At 69.3% G+C, this 11,895-nt stretch carries 11 protein-coding genes; 3 read left to right on the plus strand and 8 right to left on the minus strand.

Annotated elements, in window-relative coordinates; all coding sequences use genetic code 11:
• Window positions 1-48 precede the first annotated feature (48 nt).
• A complete protein-coding gene (locus AB0M08_RS16820; protein ID WP_364493476.1) occupies window positions 49-2,082 on the minus strand; it encodes an ATP-binding protein in 2,034 nt (677 codons plus the stop codon).
• 263 nt (window positions 2,083-2,345) lie between these two features.
• Between AB0M08_RS16820 and AB0M08_RS16825 the strand changes: the two genes are divergently transcribed.
• Entirely contained in the window at window positions 2,346-2,981 is a 636-nt protein-coding gene (locus tag AB0M08_RS16825) for a hypothetical protein (RefSeq protein WP_364493478.1), read from the plus strand.
• Window positions 2,982-3,456: 475 nt separating this feature from the next.
• Here the strand turns inward: AB0M08_RS16825 and AB0M08_RS16830 are convergent, their stop codons facing one another.
• Window positions 3,457-4,254, minus strand: coding sequence for an AraC family transcriptional regulator (locus AB0M08_RS16830; protein ID WP_364493480.1), 798 nt, complete (start codon window positions 4,252-4,254; stop codon window positions 3,457-3,459).
• Between the two features lie 74 nt (window positions 4,255-4,328).
• Between AB0M08_RS16830 and AB0M08_RS16835 the strand changes: the two genes are divergently transcribed.
• On the plus strand, window positions 4,329-4,838 hold the full coding sequence (locus AB0M08_RS16835; RefSeq protein WP_364493482.1) for a hypothetical protein: 510 nt from the start codon (window positions 4,329-4,331) through the stop codon (window positions 4,836-4,838).
• Window positions 4,839-4,979: 141 nt separating this feature from the next.
• On the plus strand, window positions 4,980-5,699 hold the full coding sequence (locus AB0M08_RS16840; RefSeq protein WP_364493484.1) for a hypothetical protein: 720 nt from the start codon (window positions 4,980-4,982) through the stop codon (window positions 5,697-5,699).
• Between the two features lie 53 nt (window positions 5,700-5,752).
• Here the strand turns inward: AB0M08_RS16840 and AB0M08_RS16845 are convergent, their stop codons facing one another.
• The 6 genes from AB0M08_RS16845 to AB0M08_RS16870 form a co-directional block, all read right to left on the minus strand.
• Window positions 5,753-7,255, minus strand: coding sequence for a molybdopterin-dependent oxidoreductase (locus AB0M08_RS16845; protein WP_364493486.1), 1,503 nt, complete (start codon window positions 7,253-7,255; stop codon window positions 5,753-5,755).
• Window positions 7,255-7,893, minus strand: coding sequence for a fasciclin domain-containing protein (locus tag AB0M08_RS16850; RefSeq protein WP_364493488.1), 639 nt, complete (start codon window positions 7,891-7,893; stop codon window positions 7,255-7,257). Before AB0M08_RS16850 ends, AB0M08_RS16845 begins: the two co-directional genes overlap by 1 nt.
• A gap of 88 nt (window positions 7,894-7,981) precedes the next feature.
• Entirely contained in the window at window positions 7,982-8,731 is a 750-nt protein-coding gene (locus tag AB0M08_RS16855; protein ID WP_364493490.1) for an anti-sigma factor, read from the minus strand.
• Entirely contained in the window at window positions 8,728-9,342 is a 615-nt protein-coding gene (locus AB0M08_RS16860; RefSeq protein ID WP_364493492.1) for a sigma-70 family RNA polymerase sigma factor, read from the minus strand. Before AB0M08_RS16860 ends, AB0M08_RS16855 begins: the two co-directional genes overlap by 4 nt.
• Window positions 9,343-9,489: 147 nt before the next feature.
• Window positions 9,490-10,689, minus strand: coding sequence for a VWA-like domain-containing protein (locus tag AB0M08_RS16865; RefSeq protein ID WP_364493494.1), 1,200 nt, complete (start codon window positions 10,687-10,689; stop codon window positions 9,490-9,492).
• The gene (locus AB0M08_RS16870) at window positions 10,682-11,857 is read right to left on the minus strand and encodes an AAA family ATPase (RefSeq protein ID WP_364493496.1); all 1,176 of its coding nucleotides are present in this window, start codon (window positions 11,855-11,857) and stop codon (window positions 10,682-10,684) included. Before AB0M08_RS16870 ends, AB0M08_RS16865 begins: the two co-directional genes overlap by 8 nt.
• Window positions 11,858-11,895: the final 38 nt, after the last annotated feature.

Genomic DNA, 11,895 nt, shown 5'->3' on the forward strand with positions numbered 1-11,895 from the left:
GAACGATAGGTCATCGCACCGTTTAGCCAAGTCTCAAGACAATTGTTTTTAAGCGGCAGAATCATTAGTAGTATCGTCGGCGTCGGCGTCGGCGTCGGCATCGGCATCGGCATCGGCATCGGCATCGGCATCGGCATCGGCATCAACGAGAGCCTCAGGCGGAAGGTACTCCGCATATTTCTGCCGGAGGTGAGCTAGGCCGGTGTCATGGGTCGACTCGTACTGCAAGGACCGCTCCACAAACTTGAGACGGTGGCGCGCATCAGCAGTAACTTCCGACCACGTGCGAACAATGATTCGGTACTTCTTACTTTTTTGAACTACGCCGAATGGCAAGTGGTCCTGCTCGCGCATTTCATCGACTTCACGCGTTGTCGCATTACCGACGAGCCAGAAGTCCCAGGCCACATCCGGTCTGTCAAAGCGTTCATCATTGACGATCGCGCTGGCATAGCTTCTCAATTGCGTCACATCATCGGCATCCAGCCGGTGACTCGGCCTCTTGAGTTCAACTACCAACTGAGCGGTATGCGCCTCACTGGTCTGAAGACTTCGCCCGAGTACCAGATCAGGTATCGCCTTGGAACCATCTTCCCTCAGAATGGGAGTTCCGGAGGCAAGTTCTACATCCTCACCGAGCTTTTCAAGAAAATTGCGAAGCACCGCAACTAGCGGCTCGTCGTCTCCTGTCAGCGACCATTCTTCCCCAAAGATCCAGGTCTCATGAGCAAGAATACGGTGCAACTGCCGTCGTTCAAGAAGCCTCTTCCGTATCTGACGGTCGAAGAGGATCATGTCTAATCCGTTCAGGAAGTCAATTCTACTCCCGACTTCCTTACCCACTTGGATGAGCTGGGCCAAGGAGGTGCGTTCCAAAATTTGACGAAGCTCTTCTATACGCGTACCAGGAAGCTTCGCCACCTTCTTCAAGATGGGAAGAAGAGACTCTGGATTGTTCTCTAGCGTCTCGCGCATGAGACTAAGAGAAAGTGCCTTAACATCTCGCGATCGAGAGTCTTCCAGCGCACGAGAAGTAGCCATAGCCACTACGTTAAATACATCCCTGGCCGCACTTTCGACTGCATCTCTAGGACGACCCCTGTACGGATAAACACCCTCAGCCTGCCAGCGCTGAACCGTCCGCGCTTCACGACGCCTGAGACTTTTAAGCAGATAATCCCTTAAAGCATCTCGGCCAGCCGTGATAATCCTGCCCGCGGGCGAATCTAAGTCACCCTCCAAACGAAGGGGGTCACTTGGCGCAAATCCACCCCATTCTAGATAGGCGGTAAATTCCGCTCCGGGTGCCTGGACCCCGGGAGGCAACTCATCAACAATCGCACCCTCGCCAGAGCAAAGATAGAGGCGGCGCTCAACGCCAGATATTTTCCATTCAATAATTGTTAGCCGCGCGACCTCCTCCACACCTTCCGCCTGGACTTCAATAGTCTCCCTTTCCTCAATGACGACACTCGGGTCTATCAAAGCGCCCAGGAACGTTATTGAGAAATCACTATACCTATCCAGGTGCAAAGCAAATTCCGCAAGAATTTTGTTACGTAGATCGTCGGTCTTATCGAAAGCTGATCTAGCGTCATCTGACAATAGACCAATATGAACACGAGTCCCTGGCGTCGAGTCCTCGGGCGGAGATACGGAAATCTCCATGTACTGAAGGTGCGATCGGCTACCCGCGACATGGACAGTCTTCAGCCCACCCTCGATGGCAACAGCCGTAGAGTGCCACTGGACCGAGTCACCCAGGCCAAATGCGGCGAAACGACCCCGCCCATAACGCCCATGCACAGGCCGATTCCCGCCACTACGAGTGCCCGGCATGTGTTTCCAACTGTCGCCCACGGTAGAGAACGCTTTTTCAGCACGCTCCAAAGTCATGCCGTTGCCGTTATCCTCGACCAGAATCTCTTCGAGGCCACCCAAGTCATTACTGACGATGTTCACTCTAACGTCAGTTGCATCCTCGTCGAAGGCGTTCCAAATCAGCTCGCACAGTCCAACTCCGGGCTTCTTAACATAGCTTTCGAGCATGGAGTGTCCGGCTTGGACCTGGATGCGAGTCATAAGCGCATCGTTGCACAGCAAGCTAGTCCAACACTACCCAGCGGATGGGAATCGAGACAGGGGGTCACTGCCGATTGTCGGGATCGTCAGCTAAGTGTGGCTACCCCTTGCCGAATTGATCTCTTCTAGATCAAGGCGCCGCGCGAGCGCGGCGCGGCCGGACCGCTCGGCCTGCTGGCGGCCTTCGGCCGGCATCGGCCGGCGGGCCGGCCAGACCTGGAATCTCGTTCGAGGCGACCCGTGATCGCTGCGATCATGCGGCAATGGAGATCTGGTCCCATGACGGCAAGCTGTACGAGATCGTCTCGATGTACAGCCTTCCCGACGACGCCTGGCAGTACGAGCTGACCGGGCTGTCCGGATCTCCCGGCACCGGACCCTACCTAGCCGTCGACATCCCTGACGCGACTCCGGACGGTCCGTTCACGCCCCGGGCAGCTCGACACGTCGTGGTTCACGCAGGCGGTGGCGTCGTGCCCTGGCTAATCCTGGAGAAGCTGATCGCACTTCTGGACTCCAGCGGCGACCTGGTCGATGAGGACCGGGACTTGTCCAGCGAGGCAACCGCTCTGCCCTTGACGCTCAATGTCTGGTCGCACGGAGACCGACGCTTCGAGGTCAACCAATTCCACTACGGCGACGCCGATTCTTGGAGCTACGAGCTGTACGAGGTCGACTCAGGCTCTACCGAGAACAACTACCTGGACGTCCGGATACCCGACGCATCGCCGGAGGACGGCCCGTTCATACCCATGCTGGCCGACCATGTGACCCTGACCATGCACGGCCGCTGGACGCTCCCCTGGCCGGTCTTCCGGTGCTACGTCGACGCCATCCAGGCCGCTGGGGACATCGTCACGCCCATCGGCGAGAAACCCGCACCCGCGGACCGGCCCTGACGATCGCTGCGGGTGGTCACCCGCCGCCGTGCGTCCGGCGATCGCTGCCGCGCCGCTTCGCGGCTTGCCACCGGGACAGGTGGTCACCGCGGGCGGTAGGCCGGCGGTCCACGGGCAGGCAGGGCGGTGCGGATCCGGGCCATTCGCGGGCCAGTAACCGAGATCAACAAGGGCCGTGAGTGGTCATGATCGGGCAGTCAGTCAGGCATCCTGAGCAGGTCATACGCCTAGATCATGATTCTCGGGGCGATCTTCCAAACTGATTACGCGAGTTCGATTCTCGTCGCCCGCTCGCCGATAGGCGGGCGCTGCTCACGGAAAGCGTGAGCCTCGCCGCCTCGCCTTTCCCCCCGGGGGCCGAGCCCCCGGACCCCGCGGTGCGAACTCCAGACCCGCCGTTCGGCGTCTGGCCGCGGGTGGATGCGCTCTGGCTTCGCCAGACTTCTCAACCAAGCCTTCTTGTACGGCTATGGGTCTACTTGCGCCTCAAAAGGTAGTGATCTACGCCACTTGCTGGGGTAGATTGCCTGCGGTGAGCGGCGGGGGTTTGGCCGGTTTCGTGGTGGATTGCTCTTGTCATGTGGGGCTGGTCGGCGAAACCGGCGTTCGTGGCCACCGTGGCCAGGTCGGCCGAGGGATCCGTCAGGGCGTCCAGGGCGGCGCGGACCCGCAGGCGGCGGCGGTAGGTGCTCAGGGTGCAGCCGGTGGCGTGGTGGAACTGGCGGGAGAGGTACCACGGGGACCAGCCCACGTGTGTGGCCAGCTCGGTCAGGGTCGATGCCGGGACCGTGTGCAGGAGCGTGCGGATCTCCTCGATCTCCGGGCGGGGTGGACGGGCCTCTCCGGGTGGGATCAGGGCTGCCAGCAGGTCGGATGTCAGGGTGGCGCGGTCGGCGGGGTGGGCCGTGAGCAGGTGGCGGTGCAGCAGGTCGGCCGGGGTGGTGACCCGGAGCGGGCCGGCGTGCGCGAAGCGGTCGGCCATCTCCGGCGGGATGCGGATCGAGGTGCAGACGTCGCCGCCGCGGGGATGCGTGATCCGCTGGGACTGGCCGGGGAGCGCGACGTAGCCGGTGGTCACGTCGGCCGCCGCGGGGCGGCCGTCGACGGTCCGGACGAAGACTCCACGGCGGACCAGGACCACGGCGGGCGCGGTGACCGGCTCCTCGGGCGCCGTCCGGCCGGACCTGCTGTGGCCGGGCGCCGTGTGGCCGGAACAGCGGACGGCCGAGACGCGGGCCCAGGTCTCGTTCAGGAGCGGGGTGGAGTCCAGCACGGGTTCGACCGTAGAGCGCGGGTACGACAAGACCGTTCAAGACCGGCGGGCGGGCGCCGGGACACGATGCGGGCATGGGACTCATCGAGGTGCTCGGCGCGAGCGTCACGGAACCGCGGGCCGGTCTGGAACTCTACGGACGGCTGGTCGGGGCCTGGGACGTCAATAATCGGTATCGGTCACTGGACAGTGGAGAGTGGACGACCGGGACGGCGGTCTGGACGTTCGGCTGGGTGCTGGACGGGCTCGCCGTCCAGGACGTCATGTGGTTCACCGACCGCGGGGCCGACGGTTATCCGGTACGGAGGACCGGCAGCACCATGCGGCTCTACGACCCCGGAGCGGGCCTCTGGCACGTGGTCTGGTTCTCGCCCCGCGGCCACACGGTCACGCTGACCGGCCGCCCCGGCCCGGACGGCGGGATCGAGCAGGAGGGCCGCCGCCTCGACGGCACCCCGGTCCGCTGGACCTTCGAGGACGTCACCGCGGAGAGCTTCCGCTGGCTCGGCTACACCTCCCCGGACGACGGCACCACCTGGGACCTGGAACAGGAGATGCTCGCCCGCCGCCGCACGGCGGGATAGGCCCGGCGGCCGTTCGGCCGGAACCCGTCAGCCGTACGGGCGATATGGCCAATTTGCGGCAATCCGGCGGGCGCCGGGCCCCGAATCGGGCGGACAGGGTCGTCACCGACGACGGCCCGTTAGCCCGAAGGGGGCACCACCATGAACGTTCTGACTCGTCGCCGGACCGGACCCGCCCGTACTCTGCGGAGCTGGGCGGTTCCGACCGCCGCCGCCGCGGTGGTGCTCGCCGGCGGCGGTGGCGCCATCGCGAACGCCGCCGTCGACGCGGACGCGGGCGCCGGAACCTCGGTCGCCACGGCCGACGGTCACGGGCCCGACGAGTACGGCATGACCATGGGCAACCACGCCGGCCACACGTCGTCCTTCACCTACAACCACGGCTTCTATTGCGACACCCGGGTCAGCGCCGCCTCGACCACCGGCTGCGAGGCCGGCGCCGCGGCCGAGAAGGCCCCGGCCAAACACTTCGACCCGCTCTTCATCACGGTGCCGCTCGGGTTCACCGCCAAGGGACTGGACTGCCCGGACAAGCTCACCTGCGTCGACCACCCCATGAGCCTGGACATGACCCGCCTGGCCACGGCTCTCGCCCCGCTGTACAAGACGACGCCGGAGAAGCTGAAGCCGGCGCTGGAGAACTTCACCACCCCGGGGCACGACCACTTCATCACCACCAAGAACAAGGGCAGGGCGGAGTGGTGGGACGTCCAGGTCGTCGGCGTGACCGATCCGGCCACCTACCGCGCCATCCAGAAGCACCAGAGCTGGAAGTACCTGAACGGCCTGATCAAGGCCAAGAACAAGAACGTGGTCGGCCCGATCCCGACCAACATGTTCCTCTTCTTCGCCGCGCACTGAGCCGCGACGGCACGAGCGCCCGGTGTGCTTCGGCACACCGGGCGCTTCGTCGTTCAGCCGACGGTGACGGTGATCGTGTGCCAGCCGGTCGCGCCGTCCGGGAACGGGGTGACGCGGGTACCGGGCTGCACGGCACCGGTCCGGTCGGTGGCGCGTACCGCGATCGAGTGGGCGCCCGGGCCCGCCGTCCACGTGTGCCGCCACTGCACCCAGGTGTCGATCGACGCGGTGGGCAACAGTTCGGCCTCGATCCACGCACCACCGTCGACGCTGATCTCGACGGCGGCGATGCCGCGCCGCTGCGCCCAGGCCACCCCCGCGACGGTGACCGGCCCGGCCGCCACCCGGGCGAAAGGCTTCGGCCGGTCGATCCGGGAGGCGGTCTTCACCGTGCCCCGGGGCGACCAGCCGCGCTTCACCCAGTACGCGTCGAACCGGTCGAACGTGGTGATCTCCAGCTCGGTCACCCACTTGCAGGCGCCGGCGTACCCGTACAGCCCGGGGGTGAGCATCCGGACCGGGAAGCCGTGCTCGGCCGGGAGCGGTTCGCCGTTCATCCCGACCGCGAGCATGGTGTCCCGGCCGTCGAGCGCGGTGGCCAGCGGGGTGCCGATCGTCATGCCCTCGACCGACCGGGCGACGATCTGATCCGCGCCCGCCCGCACACCCGCCTCACGCAGCAGGTCCGCGAGCGGCGCGCCGAGCCACCGGGCGGTGCCGGCGTACGGGCCGCCCACCTCGTTGGAGACGCAGTTCAGGGTGATGTCGCGTTCGATCAGGGGCCGCCGGAGCAGGTCGGCGAGGGAGACCACGACCTCCCGGTGGACCATGCCGTGGATCCGTAGCCGCCAGGCCGCCGGGTCGACACGCGGCACGGTCAGTGCGGTGTCGACCCGGTAGAACGCGGTGTTCCCGGTGATGAGGCCGGGTGGGGAGCCGGACGGCAGCGACGGCGCGGGATCGGCGGGTGGGGGTAGCCGGATCGCCTCGCGTGATCGCCCGGTGGCGGCCTCCCGGCGGGTGGCCAGCGTCAGCGCCGCGGCCTCCGCGAGACCGGCACCGGCCGCCAACAGCGACAGGCGAAGAACCAGGCGACGATCAACCCCCTTCTCCGGTACGGCCGGAGCCCGCTCGCGCCGTTCGCGCAGCAGCCACCAGAGCGCCACCCCGGACAGCAGAGCACCGGTCAGCGCCGGGATCGCGTCGAACGCCGTCGAGGCCGGGCGGGACAGCGCGGCCGCCGCCCCCGTCGCGCCGAGCAGACCGGCGCCGACCGGGATCGCGGCCCGCCACCTCGCCGCCGCGGCGCCGGTGACCGCCGCCAGTTGGACGAGCACCAGGGCGATCACCGTCAACAGCACCGGTTTGTCGTTGGTGCCCAGCTCGCGGACGGCGAACTCCTTGACCACCGTCGGGGTGGCGTCGATGACCGCTCCGCCGACCGCGACCAGTGGCCCGGCCGCGGGCCGGATCGCGGCGGCGAACAGTTCCGCGACCGCGATCCCGGCGCCCGCCGCGACGATCCCGCAGATCGCCCCGCGCAGACGGTGGCTCATCAGCTCGTCGGCATCAGGACGGAGTCGATGATGTACACCGTGGCGTTGGAGGTCTGCACGTTGCCGCAGACCACCGACGCGCTGTCGCCGACGGTGAAGCTCTCGCCGCTACCGGTGACCGTGAGCTCCTGGCCCTGCAGCGTGGTGTGTGTGCCGGCCAGCTCCGACGGGGTCAGGCGGCCGGGGACCACGTGGTAGGTGAGGATGCTGGTCAGCGTCTTCTTGTCGGCGAGCACCTTGGTCAGGGTGGCCTTCGGGATCTTGGCGAACGCGTCGTTGGTCGGCGCGAAGACGGTGATCCCGTCGGCGGAGTTGAGCGAGTCCACCAGGCCGGCTTTCTTGACCGCGGTGACCAGGGTGGAGAGCAGCGGGTTGCCGGAGGCCGCGGTGGCCACCGGCACGGTAGCCATCGCCTCGAAGCTGCCCGCGTCCGCCGGATCGGTCGGCACCGCGGCGCATCCCGATCCGAAGTCGACCGTGTCGGTGCCCGTGCTCGAGTCCATGGTCGTCGCCGCGGTGCTCGACATCGGCGCGGCACTGTCCGTGCCGCTGTCGCTGTCGCCGTCACTGCCGCAGGCAGCCAGGGAGACCGCGAAGACCGTGGCGGCCGCCAGGGCGGTGAGCTTCGTTACGTTCATGGTTCATTCCTCTCAAAAGTGAGGTTCCCCATCTTTGGGGACCTTCACCCCTGATTCGGAGCGAACCCGGCGCCGGATTGGCGGGATCTCAGATTGTTTTCACGGCGGCGACCATCAGCGTCGGGGCCGACGATCCCCCAGCCGGCTCCACCGAGACACCGACCGCGGAGGCCGCCGAGATGCCCTCGACGACGGTCACCACCGAGGTCTGACCGGCGGCCAGCACGCCCTCCGACACCGGTGTCCCGGATCGGACCGTCCAGAGCTGGAACACCCGGCCACCGGTGGGCGCGGCGTCCGCGGCCATCATGACCACCCCGGAGTCCCGCAGCCGCGAGTACGCCACGGTGACCTTGCCCCCGTCGGCCAGCGCCTGGTCCCGCAGCACCACGTCGGGGGCGGCCAGGATGCCCCGGATCCGGTTCTGTTCCGCCTGCGCGGCCACGGCGGCGCCGCGCTGATCGCGTACCCGCTGCTCCTGAACGACGACGGCGACACCCGCGCCGGCCACCGCGACCACCGCGGCGGCCGCGACGGCCCACCGCGACCGGGACACCCACCGCGGACGACCCGGCGTCATCGCCGGAGCCGGACGGACCGGTGTCTCCACCGGCACCTGGCGGGTGGTGGCGACCGCGGCGAGGACGGTGTCCCGGAGCCGGGGCGGCGGCACCGACCAGGCGCCGTCGGCCATCCGGGCGGCCGCCTCACGCAGCTCGGCGACCTCGGCCCGGCAGGCCTCGCACTCGCGCAGGTGCCGGTCGACGGCCGCCCGTTCGAGATCGTCGACCGCGTCCAGCACGTACGCGCCGACCAGTGAGTGAATATCCGCGGTCATACCGTCACCTCCACACCCAGGCAGTCACGCAACCGGATCAGCCCGTCGCGCATCCGTGTCTTCACCGTGCCCAGTGGCGCCTTCAGCAGCTCGGCGACCTGCGGATACGAGTGCCCCTGGTAGTACGCGAGGGTGACCACCTGCCGCTGCAGATCGGTCAGCCCGTCCAGACAGCGCCGCACCTGCTGGCGCTCCAGCCGCCCGGTCACCTCGTCGGCCACCGCGTCGTACGGGGTGTCCAGCGCCGCGGCGCCGGCCCGGACGGTCCGCTCGGTCGCGGCCTGTTCCGAGCGGACCCGGTCGACCGCCCGCCGGTGGGCGATGGTGACCACCCACGACGTGGCGGACCCCCGGTCCGGATCGAACCGGGCCGCGGTCCGCCACACCTCCACCAGCACCTCCTGGGCCACCTCCTCGGCCTGGGCGGGATCCCGCAGGACCCGCCGGATCAGGCCGAAGACCCGGGGCGCCACCAGGTCGTAGAGCCGGGCGAACGCCTGCTCGTCACCACGGCCGACGGCGCGCAGCAACGCGTCCGCGTCCGTCGGCGCCGCCGGATCGGGCACCGGGACCAGGTGCTCCGGCCGACGGCTCACGCCACGCTCCGCCATCGATTCACCGTCCTTCGTCATACGCGAGGGCTACAGCGACCATTCGGAGCCGGAACGCCCGCGGATGGGTGGAACCTCCTCATCATCGCGGGAACGGGTGCCGCCACCGCCGTGTTCCGCCATCCGGCCGCGGCGGGCGACCGCCGATCAACCGGGGATGCGGATGGTCTCGATCCACGACGGCGGGGGCGCGGCGTTCGCGGTGCCGACCAGGCCCGCGATCACCCGGGCCCCGGACGGTGCGGACGCCGGCCACGGGGTCTCGCCGTCGGTGAGGACGATGACGATGGTCGGGCGGGGCGCGGTCGTCAGCGCCCGGTCGACGCCGACGCGCATGTCGGTGCCGCCACCGCCGTCCAGGACCACCTCGCCGACCGTGCTCACCCGGCGGACCGTGTGGACGTCGGCGTCGCAGGCGAGGACCGTGACCCGGTCGCGGCCGACGCCGACCGCCCGCAGCACGCCGGCGACCTCGGCCAGCGCCGTGCGGAGCTCGTCCGGGCCCATCGAACCCGAGGTGTCCACCACCACGGCGACCCGGGGCATCGGGCGGCGCAGACTGGGCAGGACCACACCGCGGACGGCGGCGCCCCGGCGGGACGGGCGGCGGTAGGTGTAATCGACCGCGCCGGACGCCCACGACGCGGCCTCCCGGACGGCGCCGGTCAGCGCGCGGCGCCAGTCCACGACCGGCTCGAGGATCTCGTCGGCCCAGCGGCGCCAGCCCTCCGGGACCCGGCCCCGGGCCCGTACGCGCGCCCGGAGCGCCGACGCGGTCTGGCGGCGGATCGCGGCGGCCTCGACCGGGCTGACCCGTGGCGCGCCGGTGGACTCCCAGGAGCGGGCGTGGCCGTGCGCGCCGGAGCCGCAGTCCGGGGAGTGGCCGGGTGGGATCGAGGGGAGGTACTCCTCGAAGAGGCGGCCGTCCGGGAGGCCGAACATCGCCGGGCGGAGGGCACCGTCCGGCAGCGAGGAGAGGTCGTCGTTGATCTCGCAGTCCTGGGCGACGTTGAGCCGGTGGTGGTCGTGCCGGAACGCGGCGGGCACCAGCGTCGCCCGGTGGTGGTGGTCGCGCAGCAGGTGGGCGACCTCGTGGATCCAGACGGCGGCGAGCGCGGGCACCGGGGTGGCGTCGACGAAGGCGGGCGAGACGTAACAGCGCCAGTGCCGGTCCACGCCCATCGTCGGCACCTCGTGGCTGGGCACCACGGTCAGGCTGTAGAGCGCCGACGCGAGGTAGGGCTGGGCCCCGGCGGCTCGCAGCCGCGCCGCCAGCAACTTCGTCCGGTCCAGCGCCGCCGGCGCCGGGACGGATGGACCGCCCGGGGAAGACGCGGCGTCAGGCACCGGTGAGCAGTCCCGACGCGGTCAGGACGCCGATGAACGCGTCGATCGCGGGTGGGACCGGCCAGGAGGGGTCGCGCATCCGGGCCAGGTCGAAGGCGGCGCGGGCCGCCACGTCCGGCACACCGGCGTCGACCGCCTTGGCGAGCACCGTCCAGCCGGACTCCCAGCGGGCACGGTCCGGTGCGCCCTCGATCGCGGAGACCACCGCGGTCAGGAAGGCCAGCTGGCGGTCGCCGCGGTCCGGCAGGGCGAACGCGGCCGGGTCGGCGAGCACGCGTTCCGGGTCGGGCAGGTCGAGCTCGTCCAGGTAGGTGATCAGTTCCAGTCCGGCGCCGTCGCCGACCGCACCGACCAGCGCGGTGGCCAGCGCCTCCCGGGCGGTGCCGGCACAGAAGTGGAAGACCAGCAGGCGCAGCGCCATGTCCCAGGTACGCGGCGACGGCCACGCTCCCCCGCGCGCCTCCGCGTCGGCGGGCAGGTGATGGGTCAGGCCGGGACGCGCGGTCAGGAAACCCGCGATCGCGCCGCGGGCCCGGGCCAGCGCGCCACCCGCCCGGTCCGGTGCGAGAGCCGGGATCTCCACGGCCGGCCAGGTACCGGTCAGGCCCCGGGCGACCACCCGAGGATCGTGTGTCCAGTGCAGGTGAACGAAGCGGTTGGCGAGCGGCGGGCTCAGGTGCCAGCCGTCGGCGGCGCTGGCCGGCGGGTTCGCGGCGGCGACGATCCGGATCGACGGGGGCAGGGTGAGGCTGCCGACCCGGCGCTCCAGGACCACGCGGAGCAGGGCGGCCTGGACGGCGGGCGGCGCGGAGGAGAGCTCGTCGAAGAAGAGCACCCCGTTTCCGGTACGGGCGAGGCGCACCGCCCAGTCCGGCGGCGCCATCGGGACACCCTGGACCGCCGGGTCCTCCCCCACGATCGGCAGGCCGGCGAAGTCGGAGGGCTCGTGGACGCTGGCGATCACCGTCTCCAGCGGAGCGCCCAGTCCCGCGGCGAGCTGGGCCAGGGTGGCCGACTTGCCGATGCCGGGCTCACCCCAGAGCAGCACCGGCAGGTTGGCCGCGACGGTCAGCGCCAGCGCCGCGGTCCGGTGGTCGGTGACCGGCTCGGTGCGGGTGGCCCGGATCCGGTCCAGCAGCCGGTCGGCGGCGTCCAGACCGGTGGTCACGCGCGTGCTCCCGCCGAGAGAGCGACGGTCGAGACGAT

Origin of the sequence: Actinoplanes sp. NPDC051851, assembly GCF_040681165.1 — a bacterium.
Classification (GTDB): domain Bacteria; phylum Actinomycetota; class Actinomycetes; order Mycobacteriales; family Micromonosporaceae; genus Actinoplanes.

Excerpts from the sequence above, each read along its gene's own strand:
- AB0M08_RS16835 (WP_364493482.1), top strand. The coding sequence starts at position 4,329 with ATGGGACTCATCGAGGTGCTCGGCGCGAGCGTCACGGAACCGCGGGCC.
- AB0M08_RS16860 (WP_364493492.1), bottom strand. The coding sequence starts at position 9,342 with ATGGCGGAGCGTGGCGTGAGCCGTCGGCCGGAGCACCTGGTCCCGGTG.
- AB0M08_RS16820 (WP_364493476.1), bottom strand. The coding sequence starts at position 2,082 with ATGACTCGCATCCAGGTCCAAGCCGGACACTCCATGCTCGAAAGCTAT.
- AB0M08_RS16825 (WP_364493478.1), top strand. The coding sequence starts at position 2,346 with ATGGAGATCTGGTCCCATGACGGCAAGCTGTACGAGATCGTCTCGATG.
- AB0M08_RS16845 (WP_364493486.1), bottom strand. The coding sequence starts at position 7,255 with ATGAGCCACCGTCTGCGCGGGGCGATCTGCGGGATCGTCGCGGCGGGC.
- AB0M08_RS16855 (WP_364493490.1), bottom strand. The coding sequence starts at position 8,731 with ATGACCGCGGATATTCACTCACTGGTCGGCGCGTACGTGCTGGACGCG.
- AB0M08_RS16840 (WP_364493484.1), top strand. The coding sequence starts at position 4,980 with ATGAACGTTCTGACTCGTCGCCGGACCGGACCCGCCCGTACTCTGCGG.
- AB0M08_RS16850 (WP_364493488.1), bottom strand. The coding sequence starts at position 7,893 with ATGAACGTAACGAAGCTCACCGCCCTGGCGGCCGCCACGGTCTTCGCG.